Origin of the sequence: Kitasatospora sp. NPDC057904 (assembly GCF_042887925.1) — a bacterium.
Classification (GTDB): Bacteria; Actinomycetota; Actinomycetes; order Streptomycetales; family Streptomycetaceae; genus Kitasatospora.
On record NZ_JBHVOL010000004.1, the window covers coordinates 38,350 to 55,992 of the forward strand.

General features: G+C 74.9%; 17 protein-coding genes. 4 read left to right on the forward strand and 13 right to left on the reverse strand.

Annotation, left to right across the window (positions count from 1 at the left end; genetic code table 11):
- Positions 1 to 4 precede the first annotated feature (4 nt).
- The 8 genes from ACFVSN_RS11865 to ACFVSN_RS11900 are packed head-to-tail and all read right to left on the reverse strand — an operon-like array spanning position 5 to position 8,290.
- Positions 5 to 1,399 (reverse strand): MFS transporter, encoded by a 1,395-nt coding sequence (locus ACFVSN_RS11865; RefSeq protein ID WP_387954736.1) that lies wholly within the window; start codon positions 1,397 to 1,399, stop codon positions 5 to 7.
- On the reverse strand, positions 1,399 to 2,466 hold the full coding sequence (locus tag ACFVSN_RS11870; RefSeq protein WP_387954738.1) for a zinc-binding dehydrogenase: 1,068 nt from the start codon (positions 2,464 to 2,466) through the stop codon (positions 1,399 to 1,401). The genes ACFVSN_RS11865 and ACFVSN_RS11870 overlap by 1 nt, the downstream gene beginning before the upstream one ends.
- The gene (locus ACFVSN_RS11875) at positions 2,463 to 3,278 is read right to left on the reverse strand and encodes a TIM barrel protein (protein WP_387954740.1); all 816 of its coding nucleotides are present in this window, start codon (positions 3,276 to 3,278) and stop codon (positions 2,463 to 2,465) included. The genes ACFVSN_RS11870 and ACFVSN_RS11875 overlap by 4 nt, the downstream gene beginning before the upstream one ends.
- Positions 3,275 to 4,459: an alcohol dehydrogenase catalytic domain-containing protein gene (locus ACFVSN_RS11880; RefSeq protein WP_387954742.1), complete on the reverse strand. Its 1,185-nt coding sequence runs from the start codon at positions 4,457 to 4,459 to the stop codon at positions 3,275 to 3,277. The genes ACFVSN_RS11875 and ACFVSN_RS11880 overlap by 4 nt, the downstream gene beginning before the upstream one ends.
- Complete coding sequence (locus ACFVSN_RS11885) at positions 4,456 to 5,445, reverse strand: ROK family protein (RefSeq protein ID WP_380442261.1); 990 nt, start codon at positions 5,443 to 5,445, stop codon at positions 4,456 to 4,458. Before ACFVSN_RS11885 ends, ACFVSN_RS11880 begins: the two co-directional genes overlap by 4 nt.
- Positions 5,442 to 6,125, reverse strand: coding sequence for an HAD-IA family hydrolase (locus ACFVSN_RS11890; RefSeq protein WP_380442263.1), 684 nt, complete (start codon positions 6,123 to 6,125; stop codon positions 5,442 to 5,444). The genes ACFVSN_RS11885 and ACFVSN_RS11890 overlap by 4 nt, the downstream gene beginning before the upstream one ends.
- A gap of 45 nt (positions 6,126 to 6,170) precedes the next feature.
- Complete coding sequence (locus ACFVSN_RS11895; RefSeq protein WP_380442265.1) at positions 6,171 to 7,046, reverse strand: SDR family NAD(P)-dependent oxidoreductase; 876 nt, start codon at positions 7,044 to 7,046, stop codon at positions 6,171 to 6,173.
- A complete protein-coding gene (locus tag ACFVSN_RS11900) occupies positions 7,043 to 8,290 on the reverse strand; it encodes a sedoheptulose 7-phosphate cyclase (RefSeq protein WP_380442267.1) in 1,248 nt (415 codons plus the stop codon). The genes ACFVSN_RS11895 and ACFVSN_RS11900 overlap by 4 nt, the downstream gene beginning before the upstream one ends.
- Positions 8,291 to 8,620: 330 nt before the next feature.
- Between ACFVSN_RS11900 and ACFVSN_RS11905 the strand changes: the two genes are divergently transcribed.
- Both ACFVSN_RS11905 and ACFVSN_RS11910 read left to right on the forward strand, forming a co-directional pair.
- On the forward strand, positions 8,621 to 9,082 hold the full coding sequence (locus ACFVSN_RS11905) for a hypothetical protein (protein WP_387954746.1): 462 nt from the start codon (positions 8,621 to 8,623) through the stop codon (positions 9,080 to 9,082).
- A gap of 5 nt (positions 9,083 to 9,087) precedes the next feature.
- Entirely contained in the window at positions 9,088 to 9,987 is a 900-nt protein-coding gene (locus ACFVSN_RS11910) for an alcohol dehydrogenase catalytic domain-containing protein (RefSeq protein WP_387598917.1), read from the forward strand.
- Between the two features lie 51 nt (positions 9,988 to 10,038).
- On the opposite strand, the gene ACFVSN_RS11915 is transcribed toward ACFVSN_RS11910, so the two are convergent.
- On the reverse strand, positions 10,039 to 11,214 hold the full coding sequence (locus ACFVSN_RS11915; protein ID WP_380442273.1) for an MAB_1171c family putative transporter: 1,176 nt from the start codon (positions 11,212 to 11,214) through the stop codon (positions 10,039 to 10,041).
- Positions 11,211 to 11,642, reverse strand: coding sequence for a hypothetical protein (locus ACFVSN_RS11920; protein WP_387954748.1), 432 nt, complete (start codon positions 11,640 to 11,642; stop codon positions 11,211 to 11,213). Before ACFVSN_RS11920 ends, ACFVSN_RS11915 begins: the two co-directional genes overlap by 4 nt.
- A gap of 444 nt (positions 11,643 to 12,086) precedes the next feature.
- On the opposite strand from ACFVSN_RS11920, the gene ACFVSN_RS11925 reads away from it, so the two are divergent.
- Together ACFVSN_RS11925 and ACFVSN_RS11930 are read left to right on the forward strand one after the other, a co-directional pair.
- Entirely contained in the window at positions 12,087 to 12,323 is a 237-nt protein-coding gene (locus tag ACFVSN_RS11925; RefSeq protein WP_380442277.1) for a hypothetical protein, read from the forward strand.
- Positions 12,324 to 12,427: 104 nt separating this feature from the next.
- Complete coding sequence (locus tag ACFVSN_RS11930; protein ID WP_380442279.1) at positions 12,428 to 12,586, forward strand: DUF6059 family protein; 159 nt, start codon at positions 12,428 to 12,430, stop codon at positions 12,584 to 12,586.
- A gap of 157 nt (positions 12,587 to 12,743) precedes the next feature.
- Here ACFVSN_RS11930 and ACFVSN_RS11935 read toward each other — a convergent pair whose 3' ends face one another.
- From ACFVSN_RS11935 to ACFVSN_RS11945, 3 genes are all read right to left on the reverse strand, one after another.
- Positions 12,744 to 13,883: a nucleotide disphospho-sugar-binding domain-containing protein gene (locus ACFVSN_RS11935; protein WP_387954750.1), complete on the reverse strand. Its 1,140-nt coding sequence runs from the start codon at positions 13,881 to 13,883 to the stop codon at positions 12,744 to 12,746.
- A gap of 32 nt (positions 13,884 to 13,915) precedes the next feature.
- Positions 13,916 to 15,271, reverse strand: a complete 1,356-nt coding sequence (locus ACFVSN_RS11940; RefSeq protein WP_387954752.1) for an acetyl-CoA carboxylase biotin carboxylase subunit family protein — start codon at positions 15,269 to 15,271, stop codon at positions 13,916 to 13,918.
- Between the two features lie 98 nt (positions 15,272 to 15,369).
- On the reverse strand, positions 15,370 to 17,427 hold the full coding sequence (locus ACFVSN_RS11945; RefSeq protein ID WP_387954754.1) for a PEP/pyruvate-binding domain-containing protein: 2,058 nt from the start codon (positions 17,425 to 17,427) through the stop codon (positions 15,370 to 15,372).
- Between the last annotated feature and the right edge of the window lie 216 nt (positions 17,428 to 17,643).

Here is a 17,643-nt window from a genome sequence, read left to right on the forward strand (position 1 = left end):
GTATTCAGCCGCGCCGGCCCTGCGCGTCGCCCCGGGGATGTACGCCGGATACGCCCCCGGGCCGATGGCCTGGGAGGAGCTGACATCCGCCGGCCGACGCGGTGGATCGTGGTCCGTTCCTACGTTCTGACGGGCCGCGCTGCTGCTCGACGGCCTCCGGAGCGCCGGCCGGGTTCGCCTCCGGGATCGGGCGGCGGAGCGTCACGGCGAGCAGGACGGCCGTGGCGAGGGCCGTCGAGACGGCGGGCAGCCAGGCGGGGGAGCCGTCGAGCAGGGCCGCGCCGAGTGCCGAGCCGCTCGCGATGCCGATCTGGAAGCCGGTGACGTAGATCGAGGACGCGCGGTCGGCGTCGTCGCCCGCCAGGCGCATGATCCCGGTCTGGAACACCGGCCCGGCGGCGGCGAACGCCCCGCCCCACAGGGCGACGGCCACCGTGGCCACCGCGGCGGCGACGGCTCCCGGCAGCGGGGCGGAGCCGAGCAGGAGCAGGCCGACGCCCGCCGTGAAGGCCGTCATCGTCACGGTGGCCGTCCGGCGCGGGACGGTGTCGTTGTGGCGGCCGACGAGGAACGTGCCCGCGGCGCCGGCCAGTCCGAAGACCGTCAGCAGGGTGACCACGGACCCGGCCGAGCCGGTGATGCCGGCGACGAGCACGGAGAAGTAGGTGTAGCTGAGGAAGTGGGCGGTGACCAGCACGAGCGCCACCCCGCACAGCGTCAGCACCGCGCGCCGGTCCATGCGGACGCCCTCGCCCGTCCGTGCGGGCGCCTCGGCGGGCCCGACCTCCGGCCGCCGGCGCAATGCCCACGCCAGGGCGCCCGTCACGGCCGCGGTGGCGAGCGCGAGCAGCAGTGCCGTGGCGCGCCAGCCGATCAGCTGCCCGATCAGGGTGGTCCCGGGGCTGCCCACGATCGACGCCAGGGTGGCGCCGCCGAAGACGGCCGCGGTCGCCGTGCCCACCCGCTCGCGCGGCACCAGTCCGGCCGCCTCCGGGGCGATCAGCGACCACAGCACCCCGTGCGTGAGCGCGGCGGCGACCCTGCTGGCCACCATCGTCGGGTAGTCGTGCGCGAGCGCGGCCATGAGCTCGGCGGCGAGCAGGACGAGCAGGCAGACGAGCAGGGCCGTGCGGCGGGAGACCCGCGCGGCGAGCGCGACGGTCGGCATGGTGACCACGGCCGCGACGACGGCGTAGCCGCTGAGCAGCAGCCCGATCCGCCCGGCCGGGACGCCGAGGTCGTCCGCCATGTCCTGGAGCAGGCCGACGGGGAAGACCTCGAAGGTGACGTAGACGAAGGCGGCGGCGGCCAGGGTGGCCAGCCGCGCCGCCGTGCGCGCGTCGATCCGGGCGGGGCGGTCCGCGCCGGGACGGTCCGCGCCGGGGTCCGTTCCGTTCATCAACTCACCAGCGCCGCTGCGGTTTCGGCCACGCCGCCCGGCTGCTCCGCCCCGATGCGCACCAGGACCTTGGGCCGTCGGCGGTCCGGGGACGCGAGGTGGGCGAACGCGGCGTCCAGGGACTCCACGGATTCCAGCGGGAACACCCGGTCGACGAGCGGGTCCAGGTCGACGGCGCCCGACTCGACGAGCTCCACCAGCCGGTCCCAGTAGCCGACCCCGGACAGCGCGGCGTGCAGCGTGACGTCCTTGATCACCAGTGCGGCGGCGTCGAAGCCGTCGACGGGGTGGTGGGGCGTGCCGAGCTGGGCGATCCGGCCGCCCGGGGCGACCAGGCCGACGGCCGCCCGGACGGCGGCGCCGCTGCCGGAGGCCTCCACCACGGCGTCGTACGCCCCCTGGTACCGCTCGCCCGGCGCCGCCAGGGCGGGCAGGCCGAGGGCGGCCGCGAGCTCGCGGGCCGCGGGGTGCGGGTCGAGGACGACGGTGTCCGCACCGAGCGCCCGCGTCACCTGGGCCGCGGCGAGCCCGAGGGTGCCGCCGCCGAGCACGGCGACCCGGTCGTGCGGGCCCACCGCGATCCGGTCCACCGCGTGCACGGCCGCCGCGGTGGGCTCCAGCAGTGCGGCGGCGGTGTCGGACAGGGCGTCGGGGATCCGGGTCAGGGTGTCCACCGGGGCGGTCAGCAGCTCGGTCCCGGCGCCGGGTCGGGGCCCCAGCACCCCGATCTCGCTGCGGTCGGGGCAGTAGCGGATCCGGCCCGCCCGGCAGGCCGGGCAGCGCCCGCAGACCCGGAAGTTGTGCCCGGAGACCCGGCGTCCGGCCCAGCCGGCGTCGACGCCGGGGCCGGTCCCGCACACCGTGCCGACCCACTCGTGGCCCGGGACGAACGGGTAGCTCTTGAGGCCGTCCCGCAGGTAGTTGCTGGTGCCGTCGAAGAAGCCGAGGTCGGTGCCGCAGAACCCGAGCAGGCCGACCCGGACGAGCACCTCGCCGGGGCCCGGTACGGGCGGGTCGACCTCGGCGATCGTCACCGTGCGCGGTGCGGTCAGCAGGATGGCTTTCACGGGGCGTTCTCCCTGGGAGCGGTGTGAGGGGTGTGACGGGATGCCTCGCGGCACGCGGTGACGTCGGCGCGCAGGCGGCCGGGGGCCCGGCGGTAGTCGTTCTCGACGAGCACCGTGCGGGCGCCGGCGTGCCGCAGCAGGTCCGGCAGTTCGGTGCGGATGCCGCGCCAGGTCGTCGGGCGCGAGGGGTCCTTGACGTGCAGGTCGGGCAGGAGCAATCCGGCCGCCGCGACGGCGCGGGCGAAGCCGGCGGGCGGGGTGCCGGCGTCGAGCAGGTTGCCGGTGTCCAGGACGAGGCGCAGGGCCGGGCGGCCCACCGCGCGGGCGAGGGCGAGGCTGTCCTGGGCGTCGAGCGGTGACTCGTAGGCGAGCGTCAGCCCGGCCGCGTCGGCTTCGTTGCCCAGGGTTCGCAGCAACTCGGCGGTCCCGGCGCGTAGGTGAGGAGTGACGGGCAGGCTGCGCCGGAAGCCCGGGACGTGCAGGACCCGGGCGCCCAGGCGCAGGGCGCAGTCCAGGGCCCGGCGCAGCAGGGCGAGGGCGGCGGGGTTGGCCGTGCCGTCGGGGAGGGCCAGGCCGAGGTCGTTGGCGTGGTTCACCGCCAGGACGGGGACCGGCAGGATCCCGGCGATCCCCTGGGCGGCGGCGAGTTCGGCGGGGTCGTCGAGGAACGGGCCCCGGTGGGCCCCGCCGAAGTCCAGCTGGAGCGCGTCCGCCCCGGCCGCGAGCGCGGCCCGGGCGGCGGCCGTCCGGTCGTCCGCGATCCGCCACTGCGGTGCGGCCACCAGGAGGGCGGTCACCGGGTGGGCGGTCACCGGCCACCCCCGACCCCGTACTGCCGGTCCCGCGGAGGTGCCACCCGGATCGCCGCCTTGAGGACCCGGCGGCCGTCCGCGACGCGCCGCCGCGTGGTCAGGACCGTGTTGACGAGCTCGGCGGCCCCGTCGAGCCCGACCTCGTGGGTGAGGACGTCCCGGCCCAGCGCCTCGCGCGGGGCGGTGAGGTGGGCGACGGCCTCGCGCAGGTGGTCGCCCGACACGCCCCGGTGGCCGTGCAGGAGCAGCGGACCGGCGGGCCGGGCGAGGCTGGTGGCCCGCGGCGGCCACGGCGCGCCGCCGCAGTGCTCGGCGCGCACCGCCGTGACGTCGACCGGGCCGGCGGTCAACTCGACCGGGCCGGACGGCAGTCCGGCGTGCACGTCCACGACCAGCGTGCCCGGCACGAGGCGGTCCAGCGCCCGCAGGGCGTCCGGGGTGCCGGTGCGCGGGGTGGCGATCACCGCGGCGACCGGTCCGGGCAGGGCGGCCAGCAGAGCCGGCAGCGCGGGGTCGTCCGGGTGGACGGCGCCGTCGCCGTGGCCGGCCAACAGGACGCGCAGGCCCGGCAGTTCGCGCGGCCACAGCTCGGTGGCGAGGCGGCCCACGATGCCGTCCCCCCAGACGACCAGCGAGGCCGGGCGCACCAGGCGGAGCGTGGTGCGCAGCCCGTACAGGACGGAGGCGAGCGGCTCGGCCAGCGAGGCGACCCGGGGGCGCACGGCGCTGTCCGGCACCGGGACGACGAGGCCCGCGCGCACCGCCGACGCCGGGATCCGGGCGAGCTCCGCCCACAGGCCGGGCAGGTTGTGCCCGAGCAGGAACGACGGGTCGTCCGGGTGCGTGGGGTTCACGGTGACGGGCGTGCCCGGGGCGAGCCCGGTGTCGCCCGGCTCGACGACGTACGCCACTCCCTCGTGCCCGAGCACCGGGGTGGGGTCGTCGCGCAGGCCGCGCAGGATCTGCCAGTCGGTGCCGCAGATGCCGGCCACGGCGGGGGCGAGCAGCGCGTCGCCCGGCCGCAGCGCGGGGGTGGGCACCTCGGCGACGTCGACGAGGGTGCGGCCGTGGCGGTCCGGGGCACGGCGCACCAGCGCGCGATGCGTGGCCGGGGTCGGGGCGCCGGTCGTGCTCGCGGCGCCGGCCGGGCGCACCGGGCTCACGGTGCTCGCCGCGCTCACCGGGCGATCCTCGGCGGCCAGTGGCCGATGCACTCCGCGCCGCGCAGCGCGTCCACGTCGCCGGGGCCGCACAGCACCAGGCGGTCGTCGAGCCAGGCCCGGCCGTAGCCGCGGGCGGCGTACGAGGTGGAGGCGGCCAGGCGGCGGCGCAGCTCGGTGGCGTAGTGCGCGCCGAGGCCCTCGACGACGCCGCCGCCGAGCCCGAGCAGGTCCAGGTGCGGGTCGAGGCACCACAGGGTGCGGATCAGCTGGGCGACCGGTTCGACGCACAGGCCGAGCAGCCGCCGGGCGGCCGGGTCGCCGGCGTCGAGCGCGCCGGGCAGCCAGTCGGCCACCCGTGCGGCGTCCGGCAGGCCCAGGCGTTCGGCGACCCGGACGAAGCCGGGGCCGGCGGCGAGCGAGGCGAGGTGGTCGGGGCCGCCGCACTCGCACGGCAGCCCGGCCAGGTCCGGCGGGCAGGCGACGGTCAGGTGTCCGACCTCGCCCTGCAGGCCCCACGCGTCGACGGGGATCACCGTCCGCTCCAGGTCGGCGGTGCGCAGCGCGATGCCGCTGCTGACGGTCAGGTAGGCGACGCGCCGGGTGCCGGGGCGGGCGTGGTTGACGGCGAAGTCGGCGAGGGCGGCGGTGACGTCGTTGACGAGGGTCCAGGTGACGTCCGGCCGGTGCTCGCGCAGGGCGGCCATGAGGTCGTACGGCTCGTCCGCCGCGCCCCACAGCGGGGCCGAGCCGTGGACGACGCCGGTGAGGTGGTCGATGGCCGCGCCGAAGGAGACGGCGGCCCTGGCGCCGGGCGGGGCGGCCCCGCCGAGCAGCTCGACCATGTCCCGCCGCAGGTCCGCGACGGCCCGTTCCGGGTGCCGCAGCCGGCTGGGCGCGGGCACCCGCTCGACCGGGCTCCCGGGGCCCCCGGCGCGCCAGCGCACCCAGGTGCCGCCGACGTCGGCGGCGAGGGTGGTCGCGGCCGGGGCCGTTGTCCCGGTCACGGCCGCACCGGCCGGCCGTCGGCGACGGGTTCCGGCACGGTGAGCGTCACGCCGGGGCGGGACGGGTCGGCCGGGGCCACCGCGAAGCCCCGGAAGTCGGGGTGCCGCTCCGCCTCGTGGTCGTGGTCGGCGCAGCCGCCGATGACCACCGTGCGCGCGCCGGAGGCCAGTCCGGCGCGGATGCCGGCGGGGGAGTCCTCGAAGACGACGGTCTCCCGCGGTTCCACGCCCACCCGCCGGGCGGCGAGCAGGTAGCCCTGTGGGTCGGGCTTGCCGCGGGTGACGTCGTCGGCGCTGACCAGCAGCTCCGGTACGGGCAGTCCGGCCGCGCCGAGCCGCACTTCGGCCAGTCGGCGGCTCGCGGAGGTGACGACCGCCCAGGAGCCGGGCGGCAGCGCGGCGAGGAGCGCGGCGGCGCCCGGCACGGCCGTGATGCCGGCGGTCTCCGACTCCTCGTGCGCGACCAGCCGCCGCGTCTCGGACGCCGCGAGCGGCGCGTCGGCGACGAAGCGGTGCACGGTCTCGCGGGTGGGGCGGCCGTGGGCGTAGGCGAGGACCTCGGCGAGGTCCAGCCCGTGCCGCCCGCTGAAGTCCGCCCAGGTGGACTCGACCAGGGCGGTCGAGTCCACCAGGGTTCCGTCCATGTCGAACAGCAGTGTGTGTGCCTGGAGCTGTGGCACGGGTCCTCCTCGACGTCGTGCTCGGGGACAGGGAGTCGGGCGCGCTCAGACGCCGGACGGGGGCGATGACAGTGCGCCGGACGGGGACGGCGGGCGGGACGGTGACACCGCGTCGGACTGGGACTGCGGGCGGGACTGGGACTGCGGGCGGGACTGGGACTGCGGGGTCCCTGCGCGGACCGGCGTCCAGCTCCGGTCCTCGTGCACGACCAGCGCCTCGCCCGCGTACGGCACCCCGCGCGTGCGGGCGAGTTCGGCCGCGAGTGGCCCGAAGTGCGCGGGCGTCATGTAGGCCCCGTAGTCGAAGCCCGCCGGCCGGCGGGCGCGGATGCCGGGGGTGTCCACCATCCCGGCGGGCAGCGCCTGGATGAACGTCACCTCGGCGGGGTCGGTCTCCTGGGCGACGGAGCGGACCAGCGAGTCGGCGGCGGCCTTGGTCGCGGCGTAGCCGGACCGGTTCGGGCCCGCGTTGTAGACCACCTCGGAGGAGATGTGCAGGAACAGGCCGGGGCCGGCCGCGCGCAGGGCGGGCAGCGTCTCCTTCAGTGTCCACGCCAGCCCGTGCACGTTGACCGCGAACTGGTCCAGCCAGTCGGCCTCGTGGACGTCCGTGAAGGGCTCGCGGCGGTCGGTGAAGTACACGGCCGAGTAGCAGACCAGGTCGACCCGGGGCGGGATGCCGGAGCGCAGGGCGGCCCGCGCCGCGTCGCCGTCGCGCAGGTCCAGCGGGTGCCAGGCGAGCAGGTCGGCGCCGGGGCCGGCGGGCCGGGAGCGGCTGAGGACGTGGGTCTCGACGCCCTCGGCGGCCCACGCGTCGGCGACGCCCCGGCCGATGCCGGTGGATCCGCCGATCACGACGGCGGTGACGGGCCGGGCCCCGCCGTGGGGGGCGCTCACGCCCACCTCGCTGCGCTCGCTCACGCGCTCACCCGCGCGTAGCCGGCCGGGATGTGCCCGGCCACCGCGGCCTTGCGCCGCAACAGCTCGGTGGCGGCGCGGAGTTCGGCCGGGGTGACGTCGTTGACGAAGTGGTGCCGGCCGATCCCGACGGGCAGCGGCAGCCGCTGGTGGCCGTCGCGATGGCGGACGGTGTCGAGCAGGGCGGCTTCCAGGAGCGCCGGGTCGGCCAGGACGTCGTTCCACACGGGCAGTCCGAGCGCGGTGGCCACGCGGTAGATCCGGTCGGCCTGCTCCTCGGAGAGGTCGCCGCGCAGGGTGGCCAGCGCGGTGGTGAGGGCCATGTCGATCATGACGGCCTCGCCGTGCAGCAGTTCCGGCAGCGCGTGCATCTCGACGGTCGGGCTGAAGGTGTGCCCGTAGTCCACGCACCGCTCCAGGTGGGACTCCCACAGGTTGGGCTGGAGCTCTTCGAGCATCAGGTGGATGGCCTCGGCGACGATCGCGTCCGACGCGGCGGCCAGCTCCCCGGTGGAGCCCTGGAGCCGGTCCGCGTGGACGGCGGCGCCCCAGGACTCCAGCAGCGCGAACAGTTCCTCGGAGCGGATGAGGGCCATCTTCATGATCTCGGCGAGGCCGTTGCTGATGTGCCGCGGCGCGAGGCTGCGCAGGAAGGTGCGGTCCAGGAAGGTGGCCGTCGCCGGGGCGTAGGTGCCCAGGCGGTTCTTGCCGAGGCCGTAGTTGACGCCGGTCTTGACGCCGACCCCGGCGTCGACCAGGCCGATCAGCGTGGTGGGGATGCGGATGTACGGGGTTCCGCGCCGGTAGAGGCTGGCGGCGAAGCCGACGATGTCGGTGAGCACGCCGCCGCCGATGGCGAGGACCGGCTCGCGGCGGCGGTCGATGCCGAAGTCGTTCATGGCGTCGACCACGCGCAGGACGGACTCCCACTCCTTCACGGGTTCGTCCGCCCGCAGCGGCAGCATCGTGACCGCGACGCGGTGGTAGGTGAAGTAGTCGCGGATCCGGCCGCCGTAGAGCTTGTCGACGTTCTCGTCGATGACGACGAGGCGGCGGTCGCCGGCGCGCATGGGCGCGTCCGGGCAGCCGTCGAGGAGGGCCGTGTTGTCGAGCGCGAACAGGTGGTCGGAGCTGACGACGTGGTAGCGCACCTGGCGGACGGCCTCCACCGTCCACGCCGGGCCGCCGGCCCGGCCGTCGTCGACGCTGTGCCGCAGGCCCTGGGTGAAAGTCGTACCGCTGCGCATGTCTCCTCCGGATTCGGAAGGGTTCGGGCGGTCCTGCGTCCCCGGCCTCCCGGGGCTCCTGCGCCCTGGACTGCCAGGGCTCCCGCACCCCGGGTGGCCGGGGCGACGCAGGACCTTCTCACAGGACGATTGTCTCTATGGCGATCGCAAGCGCCAGTATATTAGCACTTGCTGCCACTATATTGGCAGGTGTGTTGATGAGGTGGCACTGGTGTTAGGCTTCGAGAACCTCGGCGACTTCACAGGCGAAGCGCTAGCGTCTACCCTGCCGTCACCGAACGTCGCGCCGAGTCGTCCCGACCCGAGGCGCCGGAGCCCAGGGAGACGGACATGGCCACGTTGGCGGAACGCCTCAACGCGTGGTTCGCGGATGCAGCCACCACGGACGCCGTGGGACGCCGCCGGGAACCCTCCACGTCCGAGGTCGCCCAGGCGATCTCCGAGGACCCGTCCCACGACGTCACCGTCTCCAGGAGCTACCTGGCCGCCCTGCGCAACGGCTCGCAGACCAACCCCACGATCAGCGTGCTCGCCGCGATCGTGCAGTACTTCCGCGCCCGCCCGATGACCCTCCCGGTCTCGGTGGGGGCGCTCATCAACGAGGAGACGGCCGCCGACGCGGCCGACGACCCGGCCTGGGCCTCCGTCCTCGCCGACCGGCAGGTGCGCTCGATCGCGATGCGGGCCGGCGGGATGACCCCGGAGGTCCGCGAGCAACTACTGTCGATCATGGACGCGCTGGACGCCCCGAGGCCTCCGGCGCCGAGTCCCGGGGAGGACACCGCACGATGAAGGCCGTGGGGATCACGCGCACCGGAGGCCCGGAGGTACTCGGCCTCCTCGACCTGCCCGAACCGGACGGGGACGGACTCGTCATCCGGGTGGCGGCCGCCGCCGTCAACCCCGTGGACCTGGCCACCCGTTCGGGCCTGATCCCCACCGCCCTCCCGGCCGTCCTCGGCTGGGACCTCGCCGGCACCGTCGCCCACGCACCCGCCGGCTGCGGCTACACCGCCGGCGACCGCGTCATGGCGATGACCGCCCAACTGGGCACCGGTGTCGGCAGCATGGCGGAGTACGTCCGCTTCGACCCCGAGTACGTCGTCCGCGTCCCCGACGCCCTGGACCTCGTCGACGCGGCCGCCCTGCCGCTGGCCGGCGTCACCGCCGTCCAGGCGCTGCGCCGCACCCCCGTCCGGGCCGGCCGCCGGGTGCTGCTCGTCGGCGCCCAGGGCAGCCTCGGCGGACAGCTCGCCGTCCGGCTGCTCGACGAGCCGGACACCACCACCGACCTCCTCGTCCGCCCCGGCGACGCCGAGGCCTGCCGGGCGCTGCGCCTCGGCCGCCCGGGCGGGGGAGCGGTGCTGACCGACCCGGCGCGCGTCGAGGCGAAGGCCTACGACGTCGTCGTGGACGCCGGCGGCGCCCCGGACCTGATCGAGGCGGTGTGCCCGGGCGGCACGTTCCTGACCCTCGTCCCGTTCGCCGCGCCCGACCCGGCCCGCCGCCCGGACGTGGAGTTCGTCCTCCACGGTGTGGAGCTGGACCGCGCGGACCTGGCCGAGGTGGCCGCCCACGCCGCCCGCGACGCCGGTGTGCGGCCGCGGACGACCGTCCTCCCGTTCGCCGACGCGCACGAGGCGCACCGGCGGCTGGAGGCCGGCGGATTCCGGGGCAAGTTCGTCCTGGTGCCGTAGGGTTCCCGCACCCTCGGGCCGGTGCGCCGGGCGGCGCACCGGCCCGGGCGGCTACGCCGCGCCCGTGCGCTGGGCCCGCAGCGCCCGCAGCTCGCGGGAGATCTCGATCAGCCCGACGAGGTCGCTCTCGTAGTCGTCGGAGGCCTCGCGGGGCCCCGGGATGAACAGCGCGTTCGTCTTCGGCGCCGCCTCGCCCAGCGACTGCGCCCCGTACAGGAGCAGCGCGCGGTCGACGATGCGGGCCGCCGCGCGCGGATCCTTCGGCAGACCGTCCCCGCCGGGTGCCAACTCGTCGGCGGCGAGCCGGAGGTAGGGGCCGAGCCGGGTCAGCCCGTCCCGGCACTCGACGTACCGCCGGTACGTCGCCGAGGCGTAGTCCGCGACGGGCCCCAGCTGCCGCCCGACGAAACTCCGCTGGTCGAGGATCAGTTCGGGGTAGAAGACCGCCACCCGCTGCCACAGCGCCTCCAGGCCGTGGTACTGCGCGCGGTGGTCGCGCCGGTCCCGCCGGAGCTGGAACAGGCCCACGAAGAACGGCAGGCTCAGCCCCGCGCACACCACGATCGTGGCGGCGATGCCGAAGCCGAAGTCCTCGTCGTACGTCACCGGCGTCCCGGGCGCGCGCAGCCCCGGCAGGTTGACCCACAGGACGCGGAAGACGCAGCTCAGGTCCAGCCCGATCAGGCCGGCGGCGATGACCGCCAGGGACCATCTGCGCAGCGGGTGCCCGGCGCGCGAGTGCCGCAGGGCGAGCAGGGCGCACGCGGCGTACCCGGAGAACAGGAAGACGTTGCCCAGGTCGTAGAACACCCGCACCCGCCAGTCGAGCAGGAAGTGGCTGGTCAGGGTGTGGTTGCGGAGCGGCGGCGGCAGCAGGACGGTCATCGCGACCATGCCCGCCAGACAGGCCGCGCACAGCAGCACCTCCCACGAGCGCCCGGCCGTACGGCGGTTGATCGGGCGCTCCCGCAGGAACGAGACCATGAGGCAGAGCCCGACCAGGACCAGCGCGTTGTAGCTGCACTTGGCGACCCCGGCGGTGGTGCGCCGGTCGAGGAGGGCGACCAGGCGGGGCTGCGCCAGCAGGTTGCCCAGCCCCATGAACAGCAGGGACAGGCTCAGGTGCAGCCGCATGGGATCGCGGAAGCGGCGGCGGACGAGCGCGGGCAGCGTCCAGGCGGTACCGGCGAGCAGCGTGACGATGGCGACGCAGTCGAACGCCCTCACGTCAGCCCGTCGGTCAGGACCAGGCTGTTGTACACCGAGGGCTGCCAGGGCTCGTCGATGCCGTAGCGCTGCGCCCGGCGCCCGAGCGTGATCGCGTGCCGCATGATCGTGGAGGCGATGACCTCGGCGTCCCGCTCGTCCCGGTCGGAGTAACACCCGTGCGGCCCGGCCTCGGTGGGCCGTCCGCCCGCGAGGTCGTACGCGACGATGTGGCCGACCTCGTGCAGGATGATGTGGGCCTGGTGGGCCTTGGTGGTGTGGGACTGGTAGACGATGGCGTCCTCGTGCGGGCGCGATATCAGCATGCCGAACGGCCCGTCGACCGGCAGCTCCCACGGCATCAGCCGGATCGGCGTGCCGCGGTCCTCGCCGAGCCGCTCGCACAGCTCCGCCGGGTCGAGCGGCACGGGCAGCTCCAGTCGCCGCATCAACCGACGGCTGTGGGTCTGCAAGTGGGCGTCCCGGCTCCGGCCCTGGCGCGAGTCCCTTAACCGCCGATAGGAGTCCCGTACACGCCTGCTGAGCATTGCTTTCCCCCGCGTTGATCTCTTTAGGCCTTACCCAAACCTACGTCAGCAAGTGGGCTCCACCCAGATTTCCCAATCGAACGTAACGAAAACGTAACGCCATGTAATGGACAAGGCAACCGGGTTCGGGGCCGACGCCGGGCGCGCCGGGCCGGGTGTGCCGGGCCGGGTGTGCCGCGCCGGGCATGCCACAGTGCCCCCGGTCCCGCCTTCATCGGCGAGACGGCCCGGTAGGCGGCCGTCATCGCGGGCATCGCGCACAGGCCGATGCCGAATCCGCGCACCACCATCGCGGCGCCGAGGTACCAGTAGTTGGTGTCGGAGCCGATGGCGACGAAGGGGAGGGTGGCGACGATGCTGACCATGCCGCCGATGAAGGAGGTCGGCCCGCTGCCCAGCTTGTCGATCAGCCGCGCGCCGAGCACCATCGCGATGGCGGCGCCGCTCGGGATCGGCACCCTCTACCGGCACTTCCCCACCCGGGAGGCGCTGCTGGCCGAGCACACCGACCCCAAGCGCGCCTCCCGCATCCTGGCGCTCCTCAACGCCGGGCTGCTCAGTGACGGGCGTCCCACGCTCTGATCCGCCCGCGCGCGGTTCGGTGCCGAGCAGCGCGGCGCCCGCGCCGTCGCGTGTCCGGGATCCTGCGTTCCTGGGGCCGGCGGTGCGCCCGGGCGTTCTGGTCCATGCTGATCAGCTACGGAAGCTCCTGGGTCCACGTTCCGGTCCTGCCGCCCGAGGAGGAGGGACCGGGCCGGTGGCACCCCGAACGGCTCTGCCCGGAGGTTCCGCTGACGCCCCTCGAACGCTTCCTGGCGGAGCAGTTGGGCACCGGACCGTTCTGACCGCTCCAGTCGGCCGGAGCACGGACGCCTGCGTGAGGTCGCCGTTCCCGGCCGCCCGGGGCCGAGGGCCGGGACCCGGGGCAACCCCGGCGGACCGGGCGGCGGGTACGGGCCGGACCCGGCCGCGCGTTCGCGGCCGGGGCACCGGCCGCCCGGCTCAGTGGGTGGCGCCGGCCAGGCCGGTGAGCCGCTGCGCCACGTCCGCCGGGCTCGGCATCGCCGCGATCTCGGCGCCGACCTCGCGCGCGGCCCGGCGCAGCCCCTCGTCGGTGAGCAGCCGCTCCAGCAGCGCGGGGCCGATCTCCTCGGCACTCGCCCGGAGCCCCGCGCCGCGGGCGTGCACGGCGTCCGCGGTGATGAAGCGGTCGGAGCCGTCGGGCAGCACGAGTTGCGGGACGCCCGCGTCCAGCGCGCCGAGCGCGCTGGCGCTGCCGCCGTGGTGGATCGCCGCCGCGCAGGTGTCCAGCAGTGCCCGCCACGGCACCCAGCCGTACGCGCGGACGTTGTCCGGCAGCGTGCCGAGCGTGCTCAGGTCGAGTTCGCCGGTGGCCAGCACGAACTCCGCGTCGAGGCCGGCCGCCGCCGCGATCACCCGTTCGACCCTGGTCAGGCCGTCGGTCTTGGGCGGCACGGTGCCGAGCGTCACCGCGACGCGCGGCCGGCCGGCGGGTGCGGTCAGCGGTGCCGGGACGCCGCCCTCGCCGTTGTACGAGACGGGCCGCATCGAGCAGCCGTACAGGTCGCCCCCCGTCGTGCTCGGCGGTGCGAGGTCGATGGTCTCGGCCGGCTCGGGCAGCCGGTCGATCCCGTGCCGCGCGAAGGTGTCCGCCATCTCGGCGAGCATCAGCGCGCGCAGCTTCGGGGTGCGGACGAAGCCCAGGTCGTGCTGGACGGCGGGCACGCCCAGGCGGGCCGCCGCGAGCAGGGCCACCGGGAACTGGTACTCGTACACCACGAGGTCCGGCCGCCACCGTGCGGCGAGTTCGACCACCGCGTCGGCCACCCGGCTGTTGACGTGGGCTGCGAGCGGCACGAACGCCTCGCGGTCGGCCGAGTTGGTCGCGATCACCCGCTCCATCAGGTCGGGCCGCCGGGTGCGGCCGGCCTCCCTGATCTCCTTGCGCCAGTCGACGCCGGGGGCGATGGACAGGTACGGCAGCCCGGACGCGGCGACCGGCTCGCCGCCGTCCATCGAGGCCACCGCGACCTCGTGGCCGAGCCCGCGCATCGCCCTGGCGAGCGGGACCAGCGGGAAGAGGTGGCCGAAGCCGGGGGCGCCGGCGAACAGTACGCGCATGGGAGGAACCTCGGTCGTCGGGACGGGCGGGATCAGGAGGAGGCCCGGTGCAGGGCGGCTTCGAGGCCGTTCAGCACGGCGTTGCAGTCGCGGTGCAGGGTGGCGGCGTCGACGGCGGTCAGCAGGTAGACGCCGAGCCAGTTGCGCGACCCCGCGGACGGGTCGAAGGCCGGGACCGGCTCGCCCTCGGGCAGGGTGAAGGCCGGCACGGCCTCGATGGTGCTGCCCGGCGACAGCAGGCCCTGCCAGTCCACGGCCCGCGGGTTCCAGACCGGGCTGCTCCGCCAGGGCGTCCCGGCCGCGTCGGCCGGGACGACGGCCACCGACGCGGCGGCCCTCACCCCGTCGGTGAGCATGGCCGCGGGGTAGTCGACGCGCTCGCCGAGCAACTGCCGCACCAGCATGCCGATCGGGTCGAGCCCGAAGACCTCGTGGACCTGCCGGGTCGTCAGCAGGCCGCCGAACCTCGCGGCGGTCTCGATGACCACCAGCCCGCCGTCCGCCATGAGCTTCAGCTCGGTGTGCGTGCCGCAGTTCTCCAGCCCGAGCGCGTCGACGGCCTGCCGCGAGACCTCCTCGATCCGGCGCTGCACCGGCACCGGGAGGACCGCGGGCGAGGTGCTGGCCACCTCGACGAAGGAGGGCACGGTCGGCAGCTTGGCGGTGATGGCCAGCGGGTGGTAGACGCCGTCCGCGACGATCCCCTCCACGCTCACGTAGTCGCCGTAGCCGGGCTCCTCGTACCAGCCCGCGGTGGAGCCCTGGGCGATCTCCTCGACCAGCCGGTCCCGGTCGGTGTCCGCGGCGTAGAGCTCGTTCATGCCGACCCGGCTGCCGGCCCGCAGCCCGCGCTCGATCTCCTCCCACGCCGGGGCGGCGTCCTCGGGCGCGTCCAGCACGATCTGTGCCACCGACCCGGCGCCCCAGGCCGGCTTGAGCAGCAGCGGGGGCGTCAACCCGGCCAGCGCGGCGTCCAGGTCGGCGAGGCTGTCGACCCGGCGGAAGGCGGGTATCGGCACGCCGGCCGCGGCCCACGCCTCCCGCATCAGCCGCTTGTCCCGGGCGCGGAGGATCCCCTCGCCGGCCCCGGCCAGCCCGAGCCGGCTCGCCGCGTGCGCGACGGTCAGCACGGCGAACTCCGAGAGGGTCAGCACCGCGTCGGCCCCGAGGGCCTTCGCATGCTCCACGATCAGCTCGACGAGCTCGTCGCCGCGCGGGGTGTCCGGCACGAGTTCGATGCTCGTACAGCTCGGACGCCAGACCTCCTCCGCGGTCGTGGGCAGCGGTGCCAGCGCGAGGACGTGCAGCTCGCCGCAGGCGGCGATGCGGGGGAAGGCGTATTCGAGCGGGGCTCCGCCCTTGACGTAGACGTACAGGATCTTGTTCAACTTCGGCTCTCCATAAGGAAGTTCAGTTGGCCCGGCGGCACGTGCGAGCTGCCTCGCGCAGGCCTGCTCAGGGCTGGGGGCCAAGGGTGCGGGACTCGTCAGCCGGCGGTGCGGAAGGGGCGCACCTGCAGCAGGCTGATCCGGTCGCCCTCGACCGCCCACTCGACGTCGACCGGGGCGTCGTACGCCTCGTCGGGCGAGAAGTGCGACTGCAGCAGCCGGCTGATCAGGGCCAGCCGGCCCAGGACGTCCTTGGTCCCGCCGTCCAGGTCGGCGCCGGCGGTGCCCAGCGAGACCGTGCGGCTGCCGCCCTCCATCGTGTTGCACAGGTACTGGATCGGGGCGCCCCGGCCGGTGACGACGTCGGTCACCGAGCGCGGCGAGATGTTGAGGAGGACGTTGCGGAAGTCCCCCGGGCTCAGCGGGTTGCAGCTCACCAGGACGCCGCCGACGGTGGCACCCACCTGCTCCTGGACGATCACGCCCATGCGGCAGTGCTCCGGCGGGATGCCGGCCTGGCTCCGCAGCAGCACCGCGCGCGGCGACAGCAGCGACGCCCACACTTCCCGGACCGCGTCGAGGAGCGCATCGCCCGGGGTCATGCCCGGGGCCATGCCGCCCGCACTCCCGACGTTCGCCACCGACTCGTACAGGCCGGCGGCCGAGAAGCCGGGCAGGTCCTCGGCGTTGGAGGAGCTGCGGACGACCAGGACGGGTGCGCCGTACAGGTGCCGGCCGACGGCCCGGTCGATCTCGGTGCGGATCGGTCCGGGTACCGGGACGGCGCGGATCAGCCGCTGCGCTTCGAGGCAGAGCTCCTCGACCCGCTGGGCCGAAGTCCCGTCGGACACAGCCGAATCGATCGCTCCGACGACTCCTCGGAGCTCTGCCGACGAGTCGAGGAAGCACTGCTGGAGGGCGAAGGGCAGAACGATCCCGCGCGGAACCTGGGCATGCTCCTTCACCAACTGCTGTGCGGCGAAATCGAGTTCCGCGACGTCCGCGTCCTCCGGGAGGTCGAGCTGCCGGGCCAGGTAGCGCAGCAGGTTGTCCCGGGGCGGCCGGGGCGTGCGGTAGAAGCCGAGCCACCGCGGCGAGCCGTGCTGCAGCAGGTGGGTGAGCTCGCCGAGGCCCGCCGCCTTGGTGCCGAACCGGACGTGGTCGCCGGCGCGCAGCTCGGACAGCGGGGCGATCGGGGTGGGCGTGAGGTCGGGCACGTCCACGACGACGCGGTCGCCCGGCGCGGCGGGCCGCGTGCCCCCGGGGTTGCCCGGCTGCGCGGCCTCCAGGAGGAAGTCCTCGCCGTCCGCCGCGACCCGGTAGCGCACCCACCGCCCGGCGAGCCCGGCACGCTCGATCCGTTCGACGGCCCCGAGGCCGACGGCGTTGGGGATCCGCCAGCCGGCGGCCATCACGTTGATGTGGGAGAGCGGCGTGGTGTGCTCGGTGTGGATGATCCCGGACACCCGGGGGATGTCCTCGGGCACCCGCGGCATCACCACGATGTCGTGCCACGCCAGCGGCTCGGGATCACCCCGGTACTCCTCCTCCGACCGGAACACCCGCAGCCGCCCGTGGGCCGTCCCGGCCGCGAGCGGCACGAACGCGGCGGTGGAGTAGAGCTCGTGGGACAGTACGCGCGGTATCTCGCTCTCCGGGATGCGGGCGACGTAGCCCTCCTGCCGGTGGTTGGCCGGCTTGAGGACCAGCGGCAGCGCCGGGTCGACGTGCTCGCGCACCCGGTGGAAGAAGTGCCGCAGCATCTCCCGGGACATGGTGTCGACGTCGACCGTTTCCAGGGACAGGAATTCGCCGTGGCGGGTGTGGTGGCTGTGGTGGGTGTGGTGCGCGAGGGTGCCGAGATAGAAGCGGCGATCGGGATTCCGGTAAACCTCGTCGTTGAACGCGTCGAGCCCGCGGGCCAGTTCGTCGATCGACATTCCGAGGATCTCGCTCGCGATGTACCGGACGTGGAGGGTGCCGTCGGCACTGTCGATGAAGTGGAGTACCGACTCCTGACGGTCGAGCACGATCTTCACATAGGGGTAGCCCCCGACCTGCCCGGCGAGCCGGGAGAACTCCTGGAGCGTGAGCTGTTCATCTGGAAGGCGGGGCCGCGTGGTCGCGTCGTTGCGATCCGACCGGGTAGTGCGCACAGTTCAGCCATTCGTCATCGTGTACACGATCATGTGTACTTGGTGCAGAAGGGTGGTACGGCTACGCACACACTGCCATCGAATATGAAGGTTTGACGAATGATCACACGGCATCAGGCCATCGTGAATCGTTTCGGCCAGGTAAACGGCCGCCAATGAATGATGTGACCCTCGCGGCTGTGGCAAGGGTCACATCGGGGATGTGCGTCCGGATGC

What these genes read in the sequence shown, in the direction of transcription:
- ACFVSN_RS11900 (WP_380442267.1), bottom strand. Translation starts at nt 8,290, where the DNA reads ATGCGCAGCGGTACGACTTTCACCCAGGGCCTGCGGCACAGCGTCGAC.
- ACFVSN_RS11865 (WP_387954736.1), bottom strand. Translation starts at nt 1,399, where the DNA reads ATGAACGGAACGGACCCCGGCGCGGACCGTCCCGGCGCGGACCGCCCC.
- ACFVSN_RS11920 (WP_387954748.1), bottom strand. Translation starts at nt 11,642, where the DNA reads ATGCGGCGACTGGAGCTGCCCGTGCCGCTCGACCCGGCGGAGCTGTGC.
- ACFVSN_RS11905 (WP_387954746.1), top strand. Translation starts at nt 8,621, where the DNA reads ATGGCCACGTTGGCGGAACGCCTCAACGCGTGGTTCGCGGATGCAGCC.
- ACFVSN_RS11935 (WP_387954750.1), bottom strand. Translation starts at nt 13,883, where the DNA reads ATGCGCGTACTGTTCGCCGGCGCCCCCGGCTTCGGCCACCTCTTCCCG.
- ACFVSN_RS11930 (WP_380442279.1), top strand. Translation starts at nt 12,428, where the DNA reads ATGCTGATCAGCTACGGAAGCTCCTGGGTCCACGTTCCGGTCCTGCCG.